The organism is Sphingorhabdus lacus (assembly GCF_009768975.1).
Lineage (GTDB): Bacteria > Pseudomonadota > Alphaproteobacteria > Sphingomonadales > Sphingomonadaceae > Sphingorhabdus_B > Sphingorhabdus_B lacus.
Window position 1 is genome coordinate 3,060,821 of sequence record NZ_CP035733.1, and the last position, 23,828, is coordinate 3,084,648.

Below are 23,828 nucleotides of genomic sequence, written 5' to 3' on the forward strand. Positions count from 1 at the left end.
CATGAAGCTCAAGGTTCAAACCCTCGACGCCAAAGCTAAGGGCGACATCGATCTGAATGATGATGTGTTCGGCATTGAGCCGCGCGCAGACATTCTGCATCGCGTTGTCACCTGGCAGCGTGAGAAGGCCCGCGGAACGGCCCGCCCAACGCGTGAGCGTTCGGACGTTGCCCGCACCGGCAAGAAATTCGGCAACCAAAAGGGTGGCGGTACTGCCCGTCACGGTGACCGCGCTGCTCCGATCTTCATCGGTGGTGGTAAGGCCCATGGTGCCCGTTTGCGTGACTTCAACCCGTCGCTGAACAAGAAGATCCGTAGCCTCGGCCTCAAAATGGCGCTTTCGAGCAAAGCCAAGGCCGGCACATTGATCGTTCTGGAAGATCTCGACCTGAAGGCAGCCAAGACAGCTGCTCTCAAGGGTCAGGTTGGCAAGCTCGGCTTCGGCAAGACCACGCTGGTAATCGACGGTGATACCGTCAATGACAATTTCCGCATGGCTTCTGCCAATCTGGTCGGCATCAATGTGATGCCTGCGGTTGGCGCGAATGTGTATGACATTCTGAAGCATGAAACGCTGGTTCTGACCCGCGCTGCGGTTGAAAAGCTGGAGGCACGGTTCAATGGCTAAGTCAAAAGAAGCAATCGACGTACGTCATTACGACGTGATCGTTGCCCCGCACATCACCGAAAAGGCGACGCTGCTCTCCGAAAACAACGCCGTTGTTTTCAAGGTGAACGGCAACTCGACCAAGCCGCAGATCAAGGCAGCTGTTGAAGCCTTGTTCGACGTCAAGGTTCTGAACGTCAACACGCTGGTGCAAAAAGGCAAGACCAAGCGCTGGAAGGGCAAGCCCTACACGCGTTCGGACGTCAAAAAAGCGATCGTTACTTTGGCTGAAGGCCAGAGCATCGACGTGACCACCGGAATTTAAGGGCAGGATAATGGCACTCAAAAGCTACAAACCAACTAGCCCCGCCCGTCGCGGCCTTGTGCTCGTTGATCGTTCCAGCCTTTACAAGGGCGGCCCGATCAAGGCGCTGACCGAAGGCAAGAAAAAGACCGGCGGCCGTAACAATAAAGGCCATGTCACCTCGCGCGGCATCGGTGGCGGACACAAGCAGAAATATCGTCTGATCGACTTCAAGCGTCGCAAATGGGATATGCCTGCAACCGTCGAGCGTCTGGAATATGACCCCAACCGTTCGGCTTTCATCGCGCTTGTGAAATATGAAGACGGTGAACTCGCCTACATCCTCGCGCCGCAGCGCCTCGCCGTTGGCGACAGCGTTGTTGCCGGTGAAAAGACCGACGTAAAGCCAGGCAACGCCATGTTGCTGAGCCAGATGCCGGTTGGCACCATCTGCCACAACATCGAAATGAAGCCCGGCAAGGGCGGTCAGATCGCCCGTTCGGCAGGCACCTATGTGCAGCTCGTCGGTCGTGATGGCGGACGCGTTATCGTGCGTTTGAATTCGGGTGAACAGCGTTACATCCTCGGGACCTGCATGGGCACCGTGGGCGCCGTTTCGAACCCGGACAATTCGAACACCACGCTCGCCAAGGCTGGCCGCAACCGCTGGCGCGGCATTCGCCCGCTGACCCGCGGTGTTGCAAAGAACCCTGTCGATCACCCCCATGGTGGTGGTGAAGGCCGTACCTCGGGTGGTCGTCATCCGGTTACGCCTTGGGGCAAGCCAACCAAGGGTGCGCGTACCCGCAGCAACAAGTCGACCGACCGGATGATCATCCGTTCGCGGCATGCTAAGAAGAAGAGGTAACTCATGTCTCGTTCCGTCTGGAAAGGTCCGTTTGTTGACCTCTATCTGCTGAAAAAAGCAGAAACCGCTCAGGATGCCGCGAAGGCTGCGCCGATCAAGACCTGGTCGCGCCGCTCGACAATCCTGCCGCAATTCGTTGGCCTGACGTTCAGCGTCTATAACGGCCACAAGTTCATTCCCGTTTCGGTGAATGAAGACATGGTTGGCCACAAGCTGGGTGAGTTCGCTCCTACGCGTACCTATCACGGCCACGGCGCAGACAAGAAGGGCAAACGCTAATGGGCAAGGCATCCGCACCCCGTCGCGTCGCTGACAATGAAGCTTTGGCTGTTGGCACCACCATCCGTGGTTCGGCACAAAAGCTGAACCTGGTTGCTGCGCTGATCCGTGGCAAAAAGGCTGAAGACGCGCTCAACATCCTGACCTTCTCTACCAAGGGAATGGCCGGCGACGTTCGCAAGGTTCTGGCATCCGCCATCGCCAACGCTGAAAACAACCACAATCTCGACGTCGACAGCCTGTTCGTTGCCGAAGCAAGCGTGGGCAAGGCGTTGACCATGAAGCGTTTCATGGCCCGTGGCCGTGGCAAATCGAGCCGGATTATCAAACCGTTCAGCCGCCTGCGCATCGTGGTGCGCGAGCGCCAAGAAGAGGCATAAGTCATGGGTCAAAAATCAAATCCTATCGGGCTTCGCCTGCAAATCAACCGGACATGGGATAGCCGCTGGTACGCCGAAGGTGCGGACTATGGCCGCATGCTTCTGGAAGATATCAAGATCCGCAAGTTCATCTTCGAAACCCTGCCCCAGGCTGCGATTTCGAAGGTTGTGATCGAGCGTCCGGCAAAGAATTGCCGCGTATCGATCTATGCTGCCCGTCCCGGTGTTATCATCGGCAAGAAGGGTGCGGACATTGAGAAGCTGAAAAAGCAGATCAACCAGTTCACCAGCGCTGACGTTTCGCTGAACATCGTCGAAATCCGCAAGCCGGAAGTCGATGCCAAGCTTGTTGCACAGGGCGTTGCCGACCAGTTGATCCGTCGTATCGCATTCCGTCGTGCCATGAAGCGTGCCGTTCAGTCGGCTCTGCGTCTGGGTGCGGAAGGTATCAAGATCACCTGCGGTGGCCGTTTGGGCGGGGCAGAAATTGCCCGCGTCGAATGGTATCGTGAAGGCCGCGTTCCGCTGCACACACTGCGTGCGAACGTAGACTATGCCGAAGCCGAAGCTTTGACCGCTTATGGCATCATCGGCATCAAGTGCTGGATCTTCAAAGGCGAAATCCTGGGTCATGACCCGATGGCAACCGACCGGCTGATGATGGAAGCGCAGACTTCCGGCGTCCGTCCGCAGTCCGATCGCCGCTGAGTTTAGGAACTAGACATGCTGCAACCAAAGAAAACAAAGTTCCGCAAACAGTTCAAGGGCCGCATCAAGGGCGAAGCCAAGGGCGGTTCGGACCTGAACTTCGGCTCCTACGGCCTGAAGGCACTGGAACCCGAGCGGATTACCGCACGCCAGATCGAAGCGGCTCGCCGTGCGATTACGCGTCACATCAAGCGTCAGGGACGTTTGTGGATCCGCATCTTCCCGGACGTTCCGGTCACGAAGAAGCCCGCCGAAGTCCGTCAGGGTAAGGGCAAGGGTTCGGTCGAATATTGGGCCGCCAAGGTCAAGCCCGGCCGTATCATGTTTGAACTGGACGGCGTTCCTGGCCCGATCGCGGCTGTCGCTTTCCAGCGCGCTGCGATGAAACTGCCAATCAAGACCAAGGTCGTGGCGCGTCTCGGCGACACCTCGCATCTGGGAGCATCATAAGATGAGCAAGACTGAAGATCTGCGCGTCAAATCAGACGACCAGCTCGCCGTTCAACTCGGTGAACTGAAGCGCGAAGCGTTCAACCTGCGTTTCCAATCGGCCACCGGCCAGATGGAAAAGCCGGCCCGCGTCCGTGAAGTGCGTCGTGACATCGCCCGCATCAAAACCCTGCAGGGCGAGCGCCAACGCGCCGCTGCAAAGACGGCATAAGGAGCCACCCATGCCAAAACGTATTCTCACCGGGACCGTGGTCTCCGACAAGAATGACAAGACCATTGTCGTTCTCGTCGAGCGCAAAGTGAAGCACCCGCTTTACGGCAAGATCATCCGTCGCACGAAGAAATATCATGCCCATGACGAAAACAACGTCGTCAAGGAAGGCCAAGTCGTCCGCATCGAAGAGTGCGCGCCGATTTCCAAGAACAAGACCTGGCGCTTGGTAGCTGACGCTGCCGCGGCTCCGGTCGCTGCTGCAACGACGGAGGATTGATCCCATGATTCAGATGCAATCCAATCTCGATGTCGCAGACAATAGCGGTGCAAAGCGCGTTCAGTGCATCAAGGTGCTGGGCGGTTCCAAGCGTCGCGTTGCCGGCGTTGGCGACATCATCGTGGTGTCGATCAAGGAAGCCGCACCGCGTGGCAAGGTGAAGAAGGGCGACGTGCACAAGGCCGTCATCGTTCGCACCCGCAAAGACATCCGCCGCGCCGATGGCTCGGTCATTCGTTTCGACTCCAACGCTGCTGTCTTGATCGGCAACAACAAGGAGCCGATTGGCACCCGTATTTTCGGACCGGTTGTTCGCGAACTTCGCGCCAAGAACCACATGAAAATCATCAGCTTGGCACCGGAGGTGCTATAACAATGGCTCTCGCAAAAATCAAAAAGGGTGACACGGTTGTCGTGCTCGCCGGTAAGGACAAGGGCAAGTCGGGCGAAGTAACCGCCGTGATGCCAAAGGACAGCAAGGTCGTCGTATCCGGCGTCAATGTTGCCGTGCGTCACCGCAAAGCTAGCCAAGCAAACCCTCAGGGTGGTCTCGACCGCTTTGAAGCTCCGCTGCACATCTCGAATGTTGCATTGGCCGACCCCAAGACGGGCAAGGCGACGCGCGTTCGCGTTGAAACCAAGGACGGCAAAAAGGTCCGTGTGGCCGTGAAGTCCGGGGAGACGATCAATGGCTGATAAGAAATACACTCCGCGCATGAAGCAGCGTTATGACGACACGATCGTCAAAGCGCTGACCGAGAAGTTTGGTTATACCAACCGCTTCGCTGTGCCGAAAATCGAAAAGATCACACTCAACATGGGTGTGGGCGAAGGTTCGCAGGACAAGAAGAAGGTCACGACCGCTCTTGCCGAGATGGAACTGATTGCTGGTCAAAAGCCGGTAATCACCAAGGCGAAGAAGTCGATCGCTGGCTTCAAGCTCCGTGAAGGCATGCCAATCGGCGTGAAAGTCACGCTGCGCGGCGCCCAGATGTACGAATTCCTCGACCGTCTGGTCACCATCGCGATGCCGCGTATTCGCGACTTCCGTGGCCTGAACCCGAAGAGCTTCGACGGACGTGGCAACTTTGCCATGGGCCTGAAAGAACAGATCATCTTCCCTGAAATCAGCTATGACGCCATCGACACGGTGCGCGGCATGGATGTTATCGTAACGACTTCGGCAAACACGGACGACGAAGCGCGCGAACTGCTCAAGCTGTTCGGCTTCCCCTTCCCTGTAGAAGAAGCTGAAGAAAAGGCGGCTGCATAATGGCTAAACTGAGCTCCATAAACAAGAATGAGCGTCGTAAGAAGCTGGCTAAGAAATATGCCGGTCGTTATGCGAAGCTGAAGGCGATGGCGAAGGACACTTCGCTCGACGAAAGCGAACGCCTGATTGCGCGTCTGAAGATGGCGGAAATTCCACGTAACGGAAACCCGCATCGCGTTCGCAACCGGTGTGAAACCACAGGTCGCCCACGTGCTTATTACCGTAAATTCCGGCTGTGCCGTATCCAACTGCGTGATTTGGCCAATAAGGGCCTGATCCCAGGCGTCACAAAGTCGAGCTGGTAAGGATAGAAGAAGATGTCATTGACCGATCCTTTGGGTGATATGCTCACCCGTATCCGCAACGGCCAGCGGGCGAAGAAAGACTCTGTCGTTTCTCCCGCATCCAAATTGCGTGCCCATGTTCTCGATGTTCTGCAACGCGAAGGTTATATTCGCGGATACAGCGAAGAAAACATTGGCCAGCATCTGGGCCTGCGTATCGAACTGAAATATTTCGAAGGCGCACCTGCGATCCAGCATGTTGCCCGCGTTTCGAAGCCAGGTCGTCGCGTATATTCGGGAAGCCAAGAGCTCCCCGTTATCCGTAACGGTTTGGGCATCACCATCGTTTCGACGCCAAAGGGCGTTCTGTCCGACGCCGAAGCGCGCGCCCAGAACGTTGGCGGCGAAATCCTGGCGGAGGTATTCTAATGAGCCGCATTGGTAAGAAACCTGTTCCCATTCCAGCCGGCGTTACCGCCAGCATGGATGCCGGTACATTGTCAGTGAAGGGCCCCAAGGGCGAACTGAAAATGCCGATGAGCAATCTCATTTCCTATGAGATGAAGGACGAAGGTCTTTCGGTCATGCCTGCCGATGGCAGCAAGGCAGCTCGTGCATTTTGGGGTATGCAGCGTACGCTGGTTCAGAATTTGGTCACCGGTGTGACCGAAGGCTTTACCAAGGTGCTGGAAATCACCGGCGTTGGCTATCGTGCAAACGCACAGGGCAAGATGTTGAAACTGCAGCTTGGCTACAGCCATGATGTTGATTTCGCGATCCCTGAAGGCATTGAAATCAAGACGCCCGACAACACCACGGTGGAAATTTCGGGCATGGACAAGCAGAAGGTCGGTCAGGTTGCTGCCGAAATTCGTCGCTGGAGAAAGCCTGAGCCTTATAAGGGCAAGGGTATCAAATACCGCGGCGAGTATATCTTCCGCAAAGAAGGAAAGAAGAAGTAAGCCATGGCGAAACTATCTCTTTTTGCAAAGCGGCGCCTGCGCGTTCGTTCGAAATTGCGGGCCCAGGTTGCTGGCCGTCCGCGTCTTTCGGTGCACCGCACCGGTCGTCACATCTATGCCCAGATCATTGATGACAGCAAGGGTGTGACCGTTGCTTCCGCATCGACCCTGGACAAGGATGTCAAGGCGAAGAACGGCTCGACCGCTGAAGCCGCTGCCGATGTTGGCAAGCGCGTTGCGGCTGCTGCCCAGAAGGCTGGCGTTTCCAGCGTAGTTTTTGATCGTGGTGGTTTCCTTTTCCACGGTCGCGTCAAGGCGCTTGCCGATGCGGCGCGCGAAGGCGGATTGGAGTTCTGATGATGGCTGACGAAAATACCCAGACAGATGCGCCAGTCGTTGACGGCGGCGCACCCGTAGACGCAGCCGGTGAAGGCCAGCGCCGCGGACGTGGCGGACGTGGCGGCGGTGGCGGCGAAGGCCGTGGCCGTGGTGGTCGTCGCGACGAGCGTCGTCCTGCACAGGAAGAAGATGATGGCACGATCGAAAAGCTCGTTCACATCAACCGCGTTTCGAAGACCGTTAAAGGCGGTAAGCGTTTCGGATTTGCTGCACTGGTCGTCGTTGGTGACGGGCAAGGCCGCGTAGGTTTTGGACATGGCAAGGCGCGCGAAGTGCCGGAAGCCATCAACAAGGCAACAGCGGCTGCGAAAAAGTCGATGATCCGCGTTCCCCTGAAGGACGGACGCACCTTGCATCATGATGGCCGCGGCCATTTCGGTGCTGGCAACGTAACCGTTCGTTCGGCACCTGCCGGAACGGGTATCATCGCCGGTGGTCCGATGCGCGCTGTGTTTGAATCGCTCGGCGTTGCTGACGTTGTGACCAAGTCGGTTGGCACGTCGAACCCTTACAACATGATCCGCGCAACCTTCGCGGCCTTGTCCGACCAGACAAGCCCCAAGTCGGTTGCGCAACGTCGTGGCAAGAAAATCGCGGATCTTTTGGGTCGCGGTGGCAGCAAGTCTGCCGAAGCCGACGCTGAAGCTATTGCGGAGTAATTGATATGGCGAAGATCAAACTGAAGCAGATCGGTTCACCCATCCGCCGTCCCGCCTCGCAGCGTGCGACGTTGAAGGGCCTTGGCCTCGACAAGATGAACCGCGTTGTTGAACTGGAAGACACCCCCGAAATTCGCGGGATGATCCGTACAGTTCGGCATATGGTCGAAGTACAGAATTGAAATATCACAGCCCTCCGCTTTGCCGGGGGGCTTGATTAATCGAAAATAGTGCCACAAGGCACGCGGTTCCTGCCCAGGCAGGGACAAGCGCGAATTAAAGCGAAAGCGAGTGCAACACATGAAACTGAATGACATTAAAGATAATGAAGGCGCCCGCCATCGTCGTATGCGCGTGGGCCGTGGTATCGGTTCGGGCAAGGGCAAGACCTCGGGTCGCGGCCAAAAGGGCCAGACCAGCCGCTCCGGTGTTTCGATCAACGGATTTGAAGGCGGCCAGATGCCCCTCCACATGCGTATCCCGAAGCGTGGTTTCAACAATATCTTTGCCAAAGACCATGCTGAAGTAAATCTGGGCATGATCCAGAAGTTCATCGACGCCAAGAAAATCGACATCAAGGCTGTTGTCGACCATGCTGCGCTCAAGGCCGCTGGCCTGGCACGCGGTGGTAAGGATGGCGTCCGTTTGTTGGCCAAGGGCGAGCTCACTTCTAAAGTGAACTTCTCGGTTGCCGGTGCTTCGAAGGCTGCTGTTGAAGCCGTTGAAAAGGCTGGCGGTAAAGTCGACATTCTGGTGACCGTTTCGGCATCGGAAAAGGCGGCTGCAAAAAAGTCGTCGGTTAAAAACGCCGCAAAGAGCGCCGAAGCAAAGAAATAAGACGGGCGGCGAAGACTTCGCTCTTGTCATGCCAGCCCCGCTTCCCGATATGGGCTGGCGGGGTTTGACATTTTCGGGGGATAGCCGATGAGTGTCAGGCAAAATTTGGGATCTGGTGACGCTGAACTGTGATGGTGCGGCACGCCTGATCCGGGAATAAGGAAAGTAACACATGGCATCTCGGGCCGATCAAATGGCTTCGAACCTCAATCTTTCGAAGTTCGGGCAAGCTACAGAATTGAAGAACCGCATCTGGTTTACCATCGGTGCGCTGATTATCTTCCGGTTGCTGAGCTTCGTTCCCCTGCCTGGCGTAGACCCCGTTGCCCAAGCCGCTCTTTATGCAAATAATGCAGCCGGCGGCGTTCTTGATATTTTCAACACTTTTTCGGGCGGAAGCCTTGAGCGTATGAGCCTCATCGCGCTCGGCGTGATGCCCTATATTACCGCTTCGATTGTTGTGCAGCTCGCGGCTTCACTGTCGCCGACGCTCGCCGCTATCAAGAAAGAAGGCGAAAGCGGTCGCAAAAAGCTGAACCAATATACGCGGTACGGGACGGTATTCCTGACGGCGTTGCAGGGTTATTTCCTTGCTGCTGGCCTCGAAAGCCTGGCCGCGGCAAATGGCATTAGTGCCGTTGTCGAACCAGGATTGATGTTCCGCGTGGTCGCAACCATCAGCTTGATTGGCGGCACCATGTTCCTGATGTGGCTGGGTGAGCAAATCACCTCGCGCGGCATCGGTAACGGTATTTCGCTGATTATCATGGCGGGCATTGTTGCGCAGCTTCCGCGGCTTGTCGCCAATCTGCTCGAAGGTGGCCGCACGGGTTCGATCAGTGGCTTTGTTATCGTCGGCTTCATCGCGATGTTTGTCGGATTGACCCTGTTGATCTGCTTCATGGAACGGGGCCAGCGCCGCGTTCTGATCCAATATCCGAAGCGTGCGACCCAGCGCGGCATGATGCAGGCTGACCGCAGCCATCTGCCGCTGAAGATCAATACCGCTGGCGTTATCCCGCCAATCTTTGCATCGTCGCTGCTGCTGTTGCCGATCACGATCACGCAGCTGGGCGGCAACAAGGTCGCCGGTGAAAGCGCAATGGGCGATTTTGTGATCACCCTGAACCAATATCTCGCACATGGTCAGCCGATCTATTTGTTGCTCTATGGCCTCGGCATCATCTTCTTCTGCTTCTTCTACACGGCCGTTGTGTTCAACCCGGAAGAAACGTCGGAAAATTTGAAAAAGGCGGGTGGCTTCATTCCCGGCATCCGTCCCGGCAAGAACACCGAGTCGTACCTGGACTATGTCCTGACACGTATCACCGTGCTTGGTGCGGCCTATCTGACGCTCGTATGTCTGTTGCCTGATTATGTGATGGCGCAAACGGGGCAGCAGCAGTTCTTCGCCATCGGCGGGACCAGCCTGCTCATTCTGGTCAATGTGACGATCGATACGATTTCACAAATCCAGAGCCATTTGCTCGCCCATCAATATGGCGACTTGCTCAAAAAGGCGAAACTTAAAGGTGGTCGCGCCCGTTAAAAGGGGCCATCGGAACGATTGGGGGTTAGGCGTTTCATGAATATCATCCTGTTGGGACCGCCAGGTGCGGGAAAAGGTACGCAAGCAAGTCACCTGGTTGATGATTTCGGCATGGCCCAGCTTTCGACGGGTGACATGCTGCGCGCCGCGCGCAAAGCTGGAACCCCTTTGGGTGACCGCGTTGCTGCTGTCATGGATTCTGGCGCGCTCGTCTCCGACGACATTGTAGACGATCTGATTTGTGACAAGCTGGACTCGATGCCGCACGATCAGGGTGCTATTTTTGACGGCTATCCCCGCACCGCCGCACAGGCCCATTCGCTCGACAAGATTTTGGCTGATCGCGGCCGCACCCTCGATTTTGTAATCGAACTGAACGTTGATGAAGATGCGCTGGTGGATCGTATCACCGGCCGTTTCACCTGCGCCTCGTGCGGTGAAGGATATCACGACCGCTACAAATTGCCCAAGGCGGACGGCGTCTGCGACAATTGCGGTTCGACCGAGTTCAAGCGGCGTCCCGATGACAATGAAGAAACGGTGCGCACGCGCATGGCCGAATATCGCGCAAAAACAGCGCCGATCCTGCCGATTTACGACGCGCGTGGCCTTGTGCGGCGCATCGATGGCATGGGATCCATTGATGACGTGACAAAAGAAATAGAAGCGATCATCGACCAAAAGTAATTTTTGGCATTGCCGTGCGTAACGAGGCGCGGCAAAGTTGCACTATGAGAACTGCCATCATATGTGCTGCAGGCTATCTGGCCTTCGCTTCGCCAGCCTTTGCAGAAGTCAAAGCGAGCTCCGACACTGGCTTTAATGTGGTGCACATCGCATCGGTCCAAGCCTCCCCAGACGATATCTGGAAGCGATTGATTGCGCCAAAGGATTGGTGGAACAAGTCGCATAGCTGGTCGGGGTCGACCGACGGCTTCTACATCGATGCGCAGGCCAATGGCTGCTTTTGCGAACTGTTTCAGGAAAAGGGCGCGGATGGCAAGGTAAAGACCGTGGGCAGCGTCGAGCATATGCGCGTCATCTTTGCCCAACCCGGGAAAGTGCTGCGGATGCAGGGCGGATTGGGGCCCCTGCAATCCGAAGCGGTGACAGGCACTTTGACCGTGGCTATGGAACCTTCAAAAGACGGGCAGGCGACCAAGATCAGCTTCTCATATGTTGTGGGCGGCTACATGCGCTACAAGGTCAATGAAATTGCGCCCGCGGTGGACACCGTATTGGGTGACCAGTTCCGCCGCTTGCTGAAACCCTTCACCCCTGCAACGGAAGAAGCACCTAGCGCCGATGGATTCTCGCTCGATGTCGAAAATCTGGAAGACGCAAAGCCGTCTGAAGGGGATGAGAAAGCGCCGGATGTCAAAAGCGAAAGTGATGCCGGTGATGAGCAAGCGGCCACGCCAAACTAAAGAAGTATGACCAAGGGGCGCCAACTTCGAAAAAATGCGAAGGTCGAAATTGGCTGGTGCGAAATGGTCGATATACCGAGCCTAGGCCTTCGGAACGTGCATGCGAAAATGGATACGGGTGCGGCGACATCGTCCATCCATGCCACCCGCGTAAAGCCAATGGTCCGCGATGGGGAGCGCTGGGTCGAATTCTGGTTCCGCTTGAACGCCGGGGAGAAGCCCAAACGCTACGAAGCGCCGATGATCGACAAGCGATATGTGCGAAGCTCGAACGGGGCCAATGAGGAGCGATATGTAATATCGGCGACATTTTGTTTCGGTACATTATGCTGGAATGGCCAGCTCACCTTGGCAAATCGACGTTCAATGGCGTTTCCCTTGCTTATTGGGCGTCGGGCGTTAAGGCGCGGCTTTTTGGTAAATAGTGAACGGCGCTGGATGCTAGGCAAGCCAGCGCAATAAGGAATAACCTTACATGAAAATCGCAATGTTGGCGCGAAACGCCGACCTATACTCCCACCAAAGGTTGGTGGAAGCAGCAGTGGCACGCGGGCATCAGATCGATGTCCTCAACACCCTTCGCGTGACCATGAACATTACATCACACCGGCCTGAAGCCTATTATCAGGGCGAAAAACTCGGCAAATATGATGCCGTCATCCCGCGGATCGGTGCCTCGATCACATTCTACGGTCTTGCCGTCTTGCGGCAATTTGAGATGATGAACGTCTGGTCATTGAACGAAAGCGTCGCCATTGGACGGTCGCGCGACAAATTGCGGTCCTTGCAGATTCTGGCGAAGAAAGGTCTGGGCTTGCCCGTCACCGCCTTCGCGCATGATCCCAAGCAGACTGACGAAGTGATCAAGATGGTCGGCGGCGCCCCGGTGGTCATCAAGCTGCTCGAAGGCACTCAGGGAATCGGTGTGGTTCTGGGCGAGACCGAGAAATCAGCGCGCTCGGTGGTCGAAGCCTTTCGCAGCGCCAATGTGAACATATTGGTTCAGGAGTTCATCAAGGAGGCGAATGCCACCGACATACGCTGCTTCGTCATCGGCAATAAAGTTGTCGCCGCCATGCAACGAAAGGGTGCTGAAGGGGACTTCCGGTCTAACCTGCATCGCGGTGGATCGGCCGAAGCCATCAAGATTACACCCGAAGAACGGTCGACCGCTGTCCGCGCTGCCCGGGCAATGGGCCTGAATGTAGCCGGCGTGGATATGCTGCGCTCCAATCACGGGCCCGTGATCATGGAAGTCAACAGCAGTCCCGGAATAGAGGGCATCGAAAAGGCTTGCGGCAAGGATATTGCGACCAAGATCATCCAGTTTATCGAGGAAAATGCGGTCAGCGGCAAAACCAAGACAAAAGGTAATGGATAGGCCGCATCGTCGGCTTGACAGTTTAAGAGACTCGCGTTAGTGGCGATGACATTCCAAACATCTGGTAGAGCCAGCAGCGCTTTATTGCGCCCGCTGGATTTTTTAGTTTAGGAATATCATCAGCGTAGAGATAGGGTTCGTCTTTCGGGGCACCTGTGGAGCAGGAGTAAGTAAATTGGCTCGTATTGCCGGGGTTAACATTCCAACAAATAAGCGCGTGATCATTGCGCTTACCTATATTCACGGTATCGGTCGCACAAAAGCGCTCGAGATCGCGGACAAACTGGGAATTGATCACAGCCGCCGTGTGCAGGATCTTTCGGACGCCGAAGTTCTGCAAATCCGCGAAACCATCGATGCGGGCTACACCGTAGAGGGCGACCTTCGCCGCACCACATCGATGAACATCAAGCGTCTTATGGACCTCGCCTGCTACCGTGGCCTGCGCCACCGTAAGGGTCTTCCGGTCCGTGGCCAGCGCACGCACACCAATGCGCGCACCCGCAAGGGCAAGGCCAAGGCAATTGCTGGCAAGAAGAAGTAAGCACGGGTTCCGCCCGTCCACTTTTTCACGCATATTTCGAATAGGATACACATTTTATGGCACGCGAACCACAGCGCATTAAGAAGCGGGAACGCAAAAATATTTCGGCCGGTGTTGCCCATGTCAACGCCAGCTTCAACAACACGATGATCACGATCACCGATGCCCAGGGCAACGCGATCAGCTGGTCGTCCGCCGGCACCATGGGCTTCAAGGGCAGCCGCAAGTCGACCCCTTATGCCGCACAGGTTGCTGCAGAAGACGCCGGCAAGAAGGCCGCCGAACATGGCGTCCGCACGCTCGAAGTCGAAGTCAAGGGCCCGGGTTCGGGTCGTGAATCGGCTCTGCGCGCGCTGCAGGCGGTTGGCTTCACGATCACCTCGATCCGTGATGTCACCTCGATCCCGCACAACGGCGTTCGTCCTTCGAAACGCCGTCGCGTCTGAATTCAGCTTGGGGAAGAGCTGCTCGCGCAGTTCGGCCCCAAACTCCACAGGGAAGGTCCTCGACAAGGGGGCAGTCCCTAAACAAGTTTCAATCGGCCTGACCGGACGGTGCACCAAGAACCGGTTCAGTCCCAACCTAGCTAGGGGAAATCCATGTCCGTCAATATCAAGAACTGGCAGGAACTGAAAAAGCCCAACGCCCTCGAACTGAAGTCCGGCAGCGATGCGAAGCGTAAAGCTACCTTCGTCGCCGAACCTCTGGAACGTGGCTTTGGCCTGACACTGGGCAACGCGCTGCGTCGCGTATTGCTCTCGTCGCTGCAAGGTGCAGCGATCACGTCGATCAAGATCGAGAACGTATTGCACGAATTCTCGTCGCTTGCCGGCGTGCGTGAAGATGTCACCGACATCGTTCTCAACATCAAGCAGGTCGCCCTGAAGATGGAAGGCGAAGGCCCCAAGCGGCTTCAGCTTTCGGCCACTGGCCCCGGCGCGGTCACCGCAGGCGATATCGCTGTTTCCGGCGATATCCAGGTGATGAACCCGGATCTGGTTATCTGCCATCTCGACGACGGCGCGACGCTGAACATGGAAATCACGGCCGACACCGGCAAGGGCTATGTCCCTGCGGTCGCCAACCGTCCGGCCGACGCGCCGATCGGTCTGATCCCCGTCGACAGCCTCTATTCGCCCGTCCGTCAGGTCGCCTACAAGGTCGACAATGCGCGTATTGGTCAGGAACTTGACTATGACAAGCTGAACCTGACGATCGAAACCGACGGCACCGTGACCCCCGAAGACGCCGTGGCCTATGCCGCGCGCATCCTTCAGGACCAGTTGCAGGTGTTCGTCCACTTCGAAGATTCGATGGCCGCAAGCTCGCCGATGATCGGCATGGCCGCACCATCGGCATCGTCGGAAGAATCGGACGCGAACCAGCTCAACCGCTACCTTCTCAAGAAGGTGGACGAACTGGAACTGTCGGTCCGCAGCGCAAACTGCCTCAAGAACGACAACATCATCTACATCGGCGACCTCGTTCAAAAGAGCGAAGCCGAAATGCTGCGCACTCCCAATTTCGGCCGCAAGTCGCTGAACGAAATCAAGGAAGTGCTGTCGTCCATGGGTCTGCGCCTCGGCATGGACATCCCCGGCTGGCCGCCCGAGAATATCGAGGAAATGGCCAAGAAGCTTGAGCAGGAACTGCTGGGCTAAACCAATTCCCCTCTCCCTGTGTGGGAGAGGGAACAGGGCAATGGGCTCCCCCTCAAGCGGGCCTGGATCGGGGTACCTGACACGGCCCCCCTACAAACGAAGGAAGTATTTATGCGCCATAAAGTTGGCCACCGTAAGCTGCAACGCACCACCTCGCACCGTACCGCGATGCTCCGCAACATGGCGGCGTCGCTGATCAAGCATGAGCAGATCAAGACCACCTTGCCCAAGGCAAAGGAACTGCGTCCTTATGTTGAAAAGCTGATCACGCTGGCGAAAAAGGGTGGCCTGTCCAACCGTCGTCTGGCGATGAGCCGTCTGATGGACGACACGCAGCTCAAGAAACTCTTCGACGAACTGGCCCCGCGCTATGCCGACCGTAACGGTGGCTACAGCCGCGTAATCAAAGCCGGCTTCCGCGGCTCCGACGCCGCCCCGATGGGCGTCATCGAACTGGTCGACCGCAATGTCGACGCCAAGGGCCAGGACAGCGGCCCCGTCGAAATGATGGACGACGACGCCGAATAAACCCGGCCTCAACGACAGAATTTAAGGGCGGCATCCGGTGAGGGTGCCGCCCTTTTTTGTTGTGCCGGTCGGAGGGGTTTTTGGTTCGCACGAAGACGCGAAGACGCGAAGGCGCGAAGGTGAAACAAGTTGTGCTCTGCACGCCTTCGGTTCCAGGGTGACGGGTGCATACATATGGCCCGAATATACCATCTGGATGGAGTCAGGCATTTCCAGTCTCAGCGAACTTTGCGCTCTCTGCGTGAACGAAGAAGGGATGCGTACAAGGTTCACGCAGAGTTCGCGGAGAACGCGGAGAGGGTCGCAATGACCATGATCCCCTCTCCCCTTTAGGGGAGAGGATACGAAGCCTTGGCCGACAGGCCTAGGCGCAGTTGGTGAGGGGCGCCGACGGTGAGGGCAATGCGCGACCGCCCCCTCTCCACTCCGTCTAATGGCTAAAGCCGTAAGACTACGTACCTCTCCCCTAAAGGGGAGAGGGGGGTATGTCTGCAATTCGGATATCCAAATCGAAAGCGGACTGTCCGGACACGACAACCTTGCGGACGACAAGTGTCATTAGAGCGTGTCAGGCCGGTCAGTTGGTACCGTAGTTCGCTTTCGACTACCGCGTATAAAAAGGTATATGAATAAGTTCCATAAACCAAAAGCAATTGAAGCGTGGGGATAAATATAACCTTGCTTCAACATTTCAAAAAGTATTACAAAATAATCATTAAAACCTAATCGTGCAATATCAAAAGATTGATGGGAAAATGCTGCTAAGAATAATATTAAACTTATCGGTGAAATAAATTCAAAATCATTTGTTTTAAAAATTTTTATACAAAAACATAAATTCAACGATAATAAAATTATTAAAAATATTCGCTCTATAATAAAAAATGTATTTAATTGATTGTCATAAAAAAACGAATTTATCAAAAAAAATAGCGCAGCTCCGCAGAAAGCTGAATTTGCTAGAAATATCGTCGGTTGAAAATTAGTTCGTAAAATTGACATTCCTGCTTCCATTTCTTCGGATGCGCTTAATACTCTACGGTTTCTCAACCAGTTCCAAAAGCTCTTTTGATGGATCAGATGCGGCACATTTGGATGATCACGCTTGATTTTTATATCGTCCGGCGATGGCCCTTCCACAACAAAGCCGCCAAACCGGACTGTCCGGACACGACAACATCAGCGACATTCATTTTGAATATTCGACCGATTTGCCTGAAACGAATTTCGTTTTAGCCTCCTTGATCCATGACTGATATCTGGCCACATTCACAGAGACCGACGGCTTGCCTTTGGCTCCGCAGCCAACGGCCCATGATACAATGCCGACTTGCATGGTTTTGCCGTTCTGTGTGGCGACAATTGGTCCACCACTATCCCCTTGGCAGGTGAAAACTTCGACCCTCGATTTCAGAGGCGTAACCGCGCAAAGCATGAAGTCGGTCACTTTTCCATATCCGCCGCGCTTGCTGCATGTTTTCTGATCGATAAGCTGCATTCTGCCTTCGTGAAGCTGTGAAGGATTGCGCTGAACGACGTTGTTGCTTGTTATGCGTGTAACAATACCCTCTGTGGCCTCCATGAAGCCCCAGCCATACCATTTAACGCGGGTCGTCGCTGTTGGCTGGCTTGTCGCTACCGCTATCGGCCGCACCGATTTTGCGTTCTGCGACAGCGTACTGGAATCGGGCCTAATCCGCAAAATCGCGATATCGTTATCGTGCCCCCCCGCGACATATCCCTTGTGGACCACAATCGAATCAATTGCGTAGGTGGTGCCGCCTTTTGTCAGGTCCAACGTTCCCAGCCTCACGCGACGAAATTTAAGTGCATTCTGCCGCAACACCGGACCGGCGAAAGGTTCGCCAGCGACACAGTGCGCCGCCGTCAGCACGATATACCGTTTGTTGTCATCCAGTCCGATCACTGATCCACCGCAACGGTGTCTTTTCTCATACTGCGCCCAAGCAACCTTGCCGAGTGTAGCATTGGCACGCAGTGAAGCCGGAGTTCCGCTGTCGGTTGAATATAGCTGAGCCTGCCATGGGGCAGCAAATAATGAAATGACGACGCCACCCCCACCACCGTAGGTAGCCGTCCCTATTGGAGGTTGAATTACCGATATATTCCAAGCTCGCGGCAGATCCGGCGCCGTTCGTTTGCTGATTTCAACGATATCGAGGTCGATCGGCTCGTTTGCCGAAATGATGACGGTGTATTGACCGTCTTCCACATATGGGAAAGTTCGTGATTCACCGGGGTTCAACGAAAATTGCTTTGGTAGATTTTGGGAAAGATAGAAGCTCATATTATGCGGATCAACATGTCCTATCGCGACATATTGGGGCAATGACGATTTGTTGTGGATCAAAAGCGTTTGCGAAGGGACGCAGATTTTCGACGGTTCAACTCCCCGGCAGTCATCGCGAACTATCTCGTAACCTACGTCTTGTTGTGACTTTCCGCGCAGGAAAAGCAAACGCCGCGCCATTATTATTTGTCCCAGCTCCAAGTTGAGTTGATCCGCCAGCGAGGCATCGCTGATGCTTCCTGCAACTAACGGTAGCCTATAGCCAACAGGAAAACCCGCTGTGGCAAATAGATCGTACATTTTTGCAATGCCTTCGTCGGAGCTGTCGAAAAGCGGGGGCCGATCGAGATTGCCGCCAAACAATTCTTCGTTCCGAATTAGGATCAGAATGTCGGGAAAATCGGGATAACGCGCGATAAGATAATCGGCATCCTCCTTTGTTGGACTAACCCGCACATTGGGGTTCATCGCCAGTATTGCTTCAATCATCGCGCGGTCATCAGCAAGCGAGTCTGCTATTGCTAATGTGAGAGGGGCGCCTGGCGCAGGCGGTTCAGATATCGATTTTGCAGGGGACTGTGCCGCACAGCTGACGCCGACAAGGCAGCCATTGCGATTTTCCATACTAGGTGTCTGGGCGCCAAATAAAGTCTGCGGCAGAAGCATTGCAGCCACCGCGCACAACAGCGGCAGAAACGCCCGAGCGGCTACCCAAATCCTCGCCATTTCGCACCCCTCCCAGTACTGCGCAACATCCTCTGTATATGCAGTTGCGATATGATTGCGACCCACCGATGCCCAGTCTATCCGGCTTTTGCTAATTGTACAGTTACCGCTGCACGGATCAGTTGCTGTGCCAATTGTCACCTGATTAAAGCGACATCAGTCCGATTTAATGATCTGGATAGGCTGCCTTTCTATGTCGATGGATGAGCGAATGGCCGGTTAAGCGATATCTTCAACAAAAGCGGACTTGCCGGACACGACAACATTGCGGACATCGGAAACACCAGCCATACGGCAGTTCGGAACTTGGAAAATACCCAATAGAATGGAGGCCAACGTGACGAGATATGGCATTTTTGCGGGACTGATAGTGTCCTGCTTTTTGGCGACCGCAGCAAACAGCGCGCCAATAACCTATGGCTGTGATACCCCTGCCGACCGTTTTTCCGCCATCGAACAAAACGTGGATTTGAAAAATTTTTCGATCAAAACGAACATTCAGCCCAATGAGTTTCGGAAAGGCAAATACTCTCCGCTTGCACAGATTTATTTTGAAAGCATGGACGAAAAGAGCCGCTGGGCAGTGCAAGTTATTGCGCCCGACTACAAGTCGAAGACTGCATTAGTATTTTTGAATATGACAGTGGATGGAAAGACTGACGAGCCATTTTTGATCGGTAATGTGAATATCGGACAGCGGCTTCCGATCGAGGTTTCAGTGACTAACGGCGATAAGATCAAATTTAGAATCGGCGAAATGGACGGCAATCCTGAGCTAAAATTAGGTAGTCAGGCAAAGTTGAATATCATTTGTTCTACAGGCGATTTTGTATTTTCAGACTTGGAGTGGTCTAGCAAATAGCAGCGCAAGGGGGCAAACTGCTGAATGATAAAAATCTGCTTCCCACAACAAAGTTGCCAAACCGGACTGTCAGGAGACGACAACATTGCGGACGGTGGAGGAAAGCACTAATTTCGACGAGATGAAATCAATCGTATTTGCATTGGTTGCTGCGGCCTACGTGACCGCCTGCACTGAACAGCCGGAGCGTGAAGTGTCGGCGGTAGTGCTTAGCATCGCACCCCAAGCAAACCCTAAGTGGAATCCAGACGAAGTCGTTTTGACGGCGCGCAGCGCAGATGGAGCTTTCGGTTCAAAATCGATTTTGATTTCGCGCCTGAACTGCAAGGTTGGCGACACGTTTCAAACGACAGCCCGGGGTGTAGCACTCATCTTTAGCGACAACGCTTGCGAGCGTTAACGTCCGCAATCCACAACATTCCAGCCATTACAGCTAGCCGCTTAGCATACTAAAAGCGGCCATTCGTTCAGTTCACGCCTACCCGCTATTTGGGGTTGCGCAGGTGCAGGGCCGCCAACGCTTTGTGCCAGAGAATTATCTGGAAGAAAGAAGAGAAAGAAGAAAGTCGGGCCAGATGTGGACTGTGCTTCGGGCTGTACCCCTTTTTCCTTTTTTCTCTTTTTTCTTCTGACGAAAAAATCGGCACGACCCATCCTCTAACGCCACGCTAATTATAAAAAGAAGGGTTAGAGACTGCCCCCCTTTTCTTCGCTTCTTTGCGTGAAACACCCCCTCTCCCATGGGGAGAGGATGCGAAGCCTTGGCCGACAGGCCGAGGCGCAGTTGGTGAGGGGCAGCGACGGTGCGGTTCGCGCGCGACCTCCCTCCATATCCTTGCCGCAAAATCGCAAATGCATTAGCCTCGACCACCACAGAGCACGCCATTTTCAGACAGGAGACAGGGCCGCAATGCCATTGCTACGAAAGCCCTATCGGAAATGGCTTATCCTGATCCTGTTCCTCCTCGCCGGCTATTATGTCTGGACGAAGATTACCGCACCGCAGGGTGTCCAGAAGGTTGCGTTTATCCCGGCGGAAAAGAGCTGCCATATATCGGGACGGCTGAACTATTGCATTTACCGCGCAAAGGCGGGGACCAATGGCAATGTGGTCTACCATCTGCATGGCCGCAATCTGGATGCGCAGATCTGGAATGACGACACCTATTGGACCGCCATGGTGCAAGCCGATTGGCAGCGGACAAAGACCCTGCCGCCGACGGTTGTGGTCGCCTCCTATGGCCCAACATGGTTGCTGACGCCGAAGGGGAAGAAGCAGGATAGCGGGTTGCTCGACGATTTCATGGCCAAGCTTCCCGAGATGGATGCGAAGACCGGTGCGCCCGGACAACGGCTGTTGCTGGGCGAGTCCATGGGGGGTCTCAATGTGCTGATCGCCGGCCTCACCCATCCGCAGCGTTTCGCCAGAATCGCGTCGCTATGCCCGGGTGTGTACGCGACATCTCCCTTTGCGTCATTTCCCGCGATGCGCGCTACACTCGCGCGGACGGGGGCGGATCCCAGGATCGGGTTCGGGATCTGGCTGTTGGCGAAAAGCTATGTGGCCGATGCGGCGGAGTGGAAGCGTGTCTCTCCGCTGGAGCTGGTGAAGCGCGCCGATGCGGATTATCCGGCGCTCTATCTGTCGAACGGCCTGTACGATGCCTATGGCAATTTCGAAGGGTCGCAGATGCTCGCCACCAAGGCGGCGCAGCGGGGCATGGCCGTGGAATGGCATCCGCTTTATGGCGGGCATTGCGCCATCGACACGTCGTCACTGGCGCGCTTTCTGGCGTCCTGAACGGGAAGGCCGGATGCAGCCTCCCGCCATCGTCGCAACGGCGTGCGTTTTTTAGAAACGATTGGCGCGTTTGCCCCAATTGCCCTGATCGCATTCGCCGCGGAATTTTGTCTGGCCGTCAATCTTCATGCGGCCGGTCCGGCGGTTGATTTCCAACCTTGGTTTGTTAAGCCCGTTCAACCGGTAGCGTGCGGTGATCGTGTCTGGGCCGACATGGACATTGTCGAGTTCCCACCAGCCGTTGTTGCCGCCGCTGTGGATCGTCGGGATCAGCTTTCCGGTCAGGTGGATGCGGCCCCAGTCGTCGTGCAGTTCAATCTGCACTTCGGAGTCAAACTCCTTCGTGGTGTTCTGGATATAGGTTTCGGGCACAAACTTGTTGCGGCGGTGGTCCCAGGAATAGCCGGTGGACACCGACGTCCCGGGCTTGCGGCCTTCGCCCCAGCAGATCAACGTCAGGCTGTTTTCGGCATTTTCATATTCATAGTCGTCGTAGCGCTGCGCCGTCGCGCCGCTTGCCGCGAGCGTTGCTATTGCCATACCGGTAACGACGGCTGTGATAATCGGCTTGTTCATTCACGGTTCCTTTCAATAGGGAGGACGAGGTGTCGACTCCGGCTCAGGATATGGTGCCTCCAGCGCTGAAATTATCGGGCAGCGGCAATTATGCAATGGGATTTTGTCCCCATTGCAGCGCTCAGGCCCTTAACCAACAGGTTCCCGATATTTGGCCCCGATGGCGAACAGCAGGCTGGCGATCCACCACAGCGTCGACAGCAAGATCGTCAACACCCCGCCCCTGAAATCACTGCCCCATATGCCCGCGAGCAGGCCGATGGCGCATTGTGTGGTTCCGGCAGCAAGCATCGCGGCGGGCATGATGTTGCGGTGCAGACTGGAAAGCCATGCGCCGATAATGGCGATCAACAGGACAAAGCCAAAGAGCAGGTTCACCACATTGCCTTCATGGCCGATCATGCCGACCGCCAGGTTGGACCAGAACACCAGAAAGCCGGCGAGGACGGCAACAAAACCACCGACGCGGGAAAACCAGTTGTTGGTGAGGAGGACGGTCAGTTCCGTCAACGCACCGATAATTCCGAATATGACCGTTGCGAAGATAAAGTCGGCTGCGGTCCAATTGACTTCACGGGTGAATTGCATGGCGACGAGCGGTGTCAGGACCAACAGGACCGCGCCGCCCCAACCCAATATCCGCCAGATCGGAATGCGTCGCGGTCCTGGCCCCCCAAACCCAATGTCGTTCATCAAATTTTTGCCCCATTTGGTGATTGTCCGCAAAGCATTGGCAGACTAGGTGATGAGCGGCATGATGGGGCCGTGAGCAATTGGTGAATAATGGACGGGGCAAGCTTATATTTCGATGATTTCCGGCTTGATCCGGAAAATCGGCTGCTAATGCGTGACGGAGCGCAGGTGGAGCTGAGCGGTCGCTATTTCGACGCCTTGGCCCTGCTGGTCGGCGCGCCGGGCAAGCTTGTGTCCAAGGAACGGTTTCTGGAAGACGTCTGGCACGGGGTGCCGGTGACCGATGAAGCCCTCACCCAATGTATCCGGACGCTGCGGCGCGTGCTGGGCGATAATGCAGCGCGACCACGCTTCATCGAGACTGTGCCCAAATATGGCTATCGCTTCATTGCCGATGTGTCGGTGGGCGCGCCAGAGGTTGCCGCGCCCATGGTTGCACCCTTGCCCCTTGTCGGGGCGACACTTCTGGAAGCGCCGCCTTTGCACGCCTTTGACTGGGCGCGCTATTGGTTGTTGGCGGGGGCAGGCGTCCTCGGCGGTGCTCTGGCCGGGGTCGTTGGCGGGTTGTTCTACGGATTTATCGCGGCGGGGCAAAGCACGCAGGCCGGCAGTTCGGTGGTGATGGTGATGACAGCGCTGACCGTTCTATTCTCCATATTGGGTGCGGCGGGGATATGTCTCGGCCTTGCCGCGGTCGCGCAGCGCCGCGCCGGTTGGGCCGGCCATATGGCGGGCGGCTCCATCGGCGGGATGATCATCGGCGGATCGGTCAAGCTGCTCGGGCTGGATGCGTTCGGCCTGTTGTACGGAAGTGCGCCTGCAACCATGACCGGCGGAATGGAAGGTGTCGTCATCGGCGCCGGGGTCGGCCTTGGCCTGTGGTTCGCGCGCGAATCGGGGCCGGTGCGGCTGTGGCCCGCCCTGCTGATCGGCCTGGTTATCGGTGCAGCAATCCCGGCGCTTGGCGGCAGGTTGCTGGGCGGCAGTCTTTTTGCGGTGGCGCAGATGTTCCCGCAATCGCAATTTCGTCCAGACGAAATAGGCGGGCTGGTGGGCGAAAATGGTTTCGGCCCGGTCAGCGCCATGGTTTCGGGCGCGCTTGAAAGCCTGCTGTTTGTCGGCGGGGTGGTCTGGGCCATGTCTCTTGCGCGACGGCAGATGGACAAAAGAAGTAATAACCGTATAGGTTAATTTTATTGGCATAGTGACGCTGAAAAGGTAAAGACGTCAAAGCTGGACCCACCGCGTCCACATTCTACCTTTTACCC

General features: G+C 55.9%; 36 protein-coding genes. 32 read left to right on the plus strand and 4 right to left on the minus strand.

Going from position 1 to position 23,828, the window contains the following annotated elements:
* Position 1 precedes the first annotated feature (1 nt).
* The 28 genes from rplD to rplQ all read left to right on the plus strand — a co-directional run bounded on the left by rplD (position 2) and on the right by rplQ (position 15,591).
* A complete protein-coding gene (rplD, locus tag EUU25_RS14500) occupies positions 2 to 628 on the plus strand; it encodes a 50S ribosomal protein L4 (RefSeq protein WP_158902169.1) in 627 nt (208 codons plus the stop codon).
* Positions 621 to 932, plus strand: a complete 312-nt coding sequence (locus EUU25_RS14505; protein ID WP_143776731.1) for a 50S ribosomal protein L23 — start codon at positions 621 to 623, stop codon at positions 930 to 932. The genes rplD and EUU25_RS14505 overlap by 8 nt, the downstream gene beginning before the upstream one ends.
* Positions 933 to 942: 10 nt before the next feature.
* Complete coding sequence (gene rplB, locus EUU25_RS14510; RefSeq protein WP_143776730.1) at positions 943 to 1,779, plus strand: 50S ribosomal protein L2; 837 nt, start codon at positions 943 to 945, stop codon at positions 1,777 to 1,779.
* A gap of 3 nt (positions 1,780 to 1,782) precedes the next feature.
* On the plus strand, positions 1,783 to 2,058 hold the full coding sequence (rpsS, locus tag EUU25_RS14515; RefSeq protein WP_158902171.1) for a 30S ribosomal protein S19: 276 nt from the start codon (positions 1,783 to 1,785) through the stop codon (positions 2,056 to 2,058).
* Positions 2,058 to 2,438 (plus strand): 50S ribosomal protein L22, encoded by a 381-nt coding sequence (rplV, locus tag EUU25_RS14520; RefSeq protein WP_158902173.1) that lies wholly within the window; start codon positions 2,058 to 2,060, stop codon positions 2,436 to 2,438. Before rpsS ends, rplV begins: the two co-directional genes overlap by 1 nt.
* Before the next feature lie 3 nt (positions 2,439 to 2,441).
* Positions 2,442 to 3,146, plus strand: a complete 705-nt coding sequence (rpsC, locus tag EUU25_RS14525; protein WP_143776727.1) for a 30S ribosomal protein S3 — start codon at positions 2,442 to 2,444, stop codon at positions 3,144 to 3,146.
* Between the two features lie 15 nt (positions 3,147 to 3,161).
* The gene (gene rplP / locus EUU25_RS14530) at positions 3,162 to 3,596 is read left to right on the plus strand and encodes a 50S ribosomal protein L16 (protein WP_158902175.1); all 435 of its coding nucleotides are present in this window, start codon (positions 3,162 to 3,164) and stop codon (positions 3,594 to 3,596) included.
* Between the two features lies 1 nt (position 3,597).
* Positions 3,598 to 3,807, plus strand: a complete 210-nt coding sequence (rpmC, locus tag EUU25_RS14535) for a 50S ribosomal protein L29 (RefSeq protein WP_158902179.1) — start codon at positions 3,598 to 3,600, stop codon at positions 3,805 to 3,807.
* Positions 3,808 to 3,817: 10 nt separating this feature from the next.
* Positions 3,818 to 4,087 (plus strand): 30S ribosomal protein S17, encoded by a 270-nt coding sequence (rpsQ, locus tag EUU25_RS14540; RefSeq protein WP_143776724.1) that lies wholly within the window; start codon positions 3,818 to 3,820, stop codon positions 4,085 to 4,087.
* 4 nt (positions 4,088 to 4,091) lie between these two features.
* Positions 4,092 to 4,460: a 50S ribosomal protein L14 gene (gene rplN / locus EUU25_RS14545; protein WP_125229589.1), complete on the plus strand. Its 369-nt coding sequence runs from the start codon at positions 4,092 to 4,094 to the stop codon at positions 4,458 to 4,460.
* Positions 4,461 to 4,462: 2 nt separating this feature from the next.
* Positions 4,463 to 4,783, plus strand: a complete 321-nt coding sequence (rplX, locus tag EUU25_RS14550) for a 50S ribosomal protein L24 (protein WP_158902181.1) — start codon at positions 4,463 to 4,465, stop codon at positions 4,781 to 4,783.
* On the plus strand, positions 4,776 to 5,360 hold the full coding sequence (gene rplE, locus EUU25_RS14555; RefSeq protein WP_158902183.1) for a 50S ribosomal protein L5: 585 nt from the start codon (positions 4,776 to 4,778) through the stop codon (positions 5,358 to 5,360). The genes rplX and rplE overlap by 8 nt, the downstream gene beginning before the upstream one ends.
* Positions 5,360 to 5,665, plus strand: a complete 306-nt coding sequence (gene rpsN / locus EUU25_RS14560; protein WP_143776720.1) for a 30S ribosomal protein S14 — start codon at positions 5,360 to 5,362, stop codon at positions 5,663 to 5,665. Before rplE ends, rpsN begins: the two co-directional genes overlap by 1 nt.
* Before the next feature lie 12 nt (positions 5,666 to 5,677).
* The gene (gene rpsH / locus EUU25_RS14565) at positions 5,678 to 6,073 is read left to right on the plus strand and encodes a 30S ribosomal protein S8 (RefSeq protein ID WP_158902185.1); all 396 of its coding nucleotides are present in this window, start codon (positions 5,678 to 5,680) and stop codon (positions 6,071 to 6,073) included.
* Positions 6,073 to 6,606, plus strand: coding sequence for a 50S ribosomal protein L6 (rplF, locus tag EUU25_RS14570; RefSeq protein ID WP_158902187.1), 534 nt, complete (start codon positions 6,073 to 6,075; stop codon positions 6,604 to 6,606). Before rpsH ends, rplF begins: the two co-directional genes overlap by 1 nt.
* Positions 6,607 to 6,609: 3 nt before the next feature.
* Positions 6,610 to 6,963, plus strand: coding sequence for a 50S ribosomal protein L18 (rplR, locus tag EUU25_RS14575; protein WP_158902189.1), 354 nt, complete (start codon positions 6,610 to 6,612; stop codon positions 6,961 to 6,963).
* A 2-nt stretch (positions 6,964 to 6,965) separates the two neighbouring features.
* The gene (gene rpsE, locus EUU25_RS14580) at positions 6,966 to 7,664 is read left to right on the plus strand and encodes a 30S ribosomal protein S5 (protein ID WP_158903451.1); all 699 of its coding nucleotides are present in this window, start codon (positions 6,966 to 6,968) and stop codon (positions 7,662 to 7,664) included.
* 5 nt (positions 7,665 to 7,669) lie between these two features.
* Positions 7,670 to 7,846: a 50S ribosomal protein L30 gene (rpmD, locus tag EUU25_RS14585; protein WP_158902191.1), complete on the plus strand. Its 177-nt coding sequence runs from the start codon at positions 7,670 to 7,672 to the stop codon at positions 7,844 to 7,846.
* 118 nt (positions 7,847 to 7,964) lie between these two features.
* The gene (gene rplO, locus EUU25_RS14590) at positions 7,965 to 8,501 is read left to right on the plus strand and encodes a 50S ribosomal protein L15 (protein WP_158902193.1); all 537 of its coding nucleotides are present in this window, start codon (positions 7,965 to 7,967) and stop codon (positions 8,499 to 8,501) included.
* Between the two features lie 172 nt (positions 8,502 to 8,673).
* Positions 8,674 to 10,050, plus strand: coding sequence for a preprotein translocase subunit SecY (gene secY / locus EUU25_RS14595; protein WP_158902195.1), 1,377 nt, complete (start codon positions 8,674 to 8,676; stop codon positions 10,048 to 10,050).
* Positions 10,051 to 10,086: 36 nt separating this feature from the next.
* Positions 10,087 to 10,737: an adenylate kinase gene (locus EUU25_RS14600; RefSeq protein ID WP_158902197.1), complete on the plus strand. Its 651-nt coding sequence runs from the start codon at positions 10,087 to 10,089 to the stop codon at positions 10,735 to 10,737.
* 44 nt (positions 10,738 to 10,781) lie between these two features.
* A complete protein-coding gene (locus EUU25_RS14605; protein ID WP_158902199.1) occupies positions 10,782 to 11,477 on the plus strand; it encodes a hypothetical protein in 696 nt (231 codons plus the stop codon).
* A gap of 6 nt (positions 11,478 to 11,483) precedes the next feature.
* Complete coding sequence (locus tag EUU25_RS14610) at positions 11,484 to 11,939, plus strand: ATP-dependent zinc protease family protein (RefSeq protein ID WP_158902201.1); 456 nt, start codon at positions 11,484 to 11,486, stop codon at positions 11,937 to 11,939.
* Between the two features lie 13 nt (positions 11,940 to 11,952).
* A complete protein-coding gene (rimK, locus tag EUU25_RS14615; protein ID WP_158902203.1) occupies positions 11,953 to 12,858 on the plus strand; it encodes a 30S ribosomal protein S6--L-glutamate ligase in 906 nt (301 codons plus the stop codon).
* 175 nt (positions 12,859 to 13,033) lie between these two features.
* Positions 13,034 to 13,402, plus strand: a complete 369-nt coding sequence (gene rpsM / locus EUU25_RS14620) for a 30S ribosomal protein S13 (RefSeq protein WP_158902205.1) — start codon at positions 13,034 to 13,036, stop codon at positions 13,400 to 13,402.
* Positions 13,403 to 13,458: 56 nt separating this feature from the next.
* A complete protein-coding gene (rpsK, locus tag EUU25_RS14625) occupies positions 13,459 to 13,848 on the plus strand; it encodes a 30S ribosomal protein S11 (protein ID WP_125229604.1) in 390 nt (129 codons plus the stop codon).
* 153 nt (positions 13,849 to 14,001) lie between these two features.
* A complete protein-coding gene (locus EUU25_RS14630) occupies positions 14,002 to 15,063 on the plus strand; it encodes a DNA-directed RNA polymerase subunit alpha (protein WP_158902207.1) in 1,062 nt (353 codons plus the stop codon).
* A 111-nt stretch (positions 15,064 to 15,174) separates the two neighbouring features.
* Positions 15,175 to 15,591 carry a 50S ribosomal protein L17 gene (gene rplQ, locus EUU25_RS14635; RefSeq protein WP_158902209.1) on the plus strand — a complete coding sequence of 139 codons (417 nt, stop codon included), beginning with the start codon at positions 15,175 to 15,177 and terminating at the stop codon, positions 15,589 to 15,591.
* Between the two features lie 558 nt (positions 15,592 to 16,149).
* Here rplQ and EUU25_RS14640 read toward each other — a convergent pair.
* Together EUU25_RS14640 and EUU25_RS14645 are read right to left on the minus strand one after the other, a co-directional pair.
* A complete protein-coding gene (locus tag EUU25_RS14640) occupies positions 16,150 to 16,731 on the minus strand; it encodes a hypothetical protein (protein ID WP_158902211.1) in 582 nt (193 codons plus the stop codon).
* Between the two features lie 49 nt (positions 16,732 to 16,780).
* A complete protein-coding gene (locus EUU25_RS14645) occupies positions 16,781 to 18,391 on the minus strand; it encodes a S1 family serine peptidase (RefSeq protein ID WP_222848800.1) in 1,611 nt (536 codons plus the stop codon).
* A gap of 574 nt (positions 18,392 to 18,965) precedes the next feature.
* On the opposite strand from EUU25_RS14645, the gene EUU25_RS14650 reads away from it, so the two are divergent.
* The 3 genes from EUU25_RS14650 to EUU25_RS14660 all read left to right on the plus strand — a co-directional run bounded on the left by EUU25_RS14650 (position 18,966) and on the right by EUU25_RS14660 (position 21,291).
* Entirely contained in the window at positions 18,966 to 19,490 is a 525-nt protein-coding gene (locus EUU25_RS14650; protein ID WP_158902215.1) for a hypothetical protein, read from the plus strand.
* An 85-nt stretch (positions 19,491 to 19,575) separates the two neighbouring features.
* Positions 19,576 to 19,890, plus strand: a complete 315-nt coding sequence (locus tag EUU25_RS14655; RefSeq protein WP_158902217.1) for a hypothetical protein — start codon at positions 19,576 to 19,578, stop codon at positions 19,888 to 19,890.
* A 510-nt stretch (positions 19,891 to 20,400) separates the two neighbouring features.
* Positions 20,401 to 21,291 carry an alpha/beta hydrolase-fold protein gene (locus tag EUU25_RS14660; protein ID WP_158902219.1) on the plus strand — a complete coding sequence of 297 codons (891 nt, stop codon included), beginning with the start codon at positions 20,401 to 20,403 and terminating at the stop codon, positions 21,289 to 21,291.
* Between the two features lie 51 nt (positions 21,292 to 21,342).
* On the opposite strand, the gene EUU25_RS14665 is transcribed toward EUU25_RS14660, so the two are convergent.
* Both EUU25_RS14665 and EUU25_RS14670 read right to left on the minus strand, forming a co-directional pair.
* Positions 21,343 to 21,867, minus strand: a complete 525-nt coding sequence (locus EUU25_RS14665) for a hypothetical protein (protein WP_158902221.1) — start codon at positions 21,865 to 21,867, stop codon at positions 21,343 to 21,345.
* 129 nt (positions 21,868 to 21,996) lie between these two features.
* Positions 21,997 to 22,560, minus strand: coding sequence for a hypothetical protein (locus EUU25_RS14670; RefSeq protein WP_158902223.1), 564 nt, complete (start codon positions 22,558 to 22,560; stop codon positions 21,997 to 21,999).
* 90 nt (positions 22,561 to 22,650) lie between these two features.
* On the opposite strand from EUU25_RS14670, the gene EUU25_RS14675 reads away from it, so the two are divergent.
* Complete coding sequence (locus EUU25_RS14675) at positions 22,651 to 23,751, plus strand: winged helix-turn-helix domain-containing protein (RefSeq protein ID WP_158902225.1); 1,101 nt, start codon at positions 22,651 to 22,653, stop codon at positions 23,749 to 23,751.
* Positions 23,752 to 23,828 lie beyond the last annotated feature (77 nt).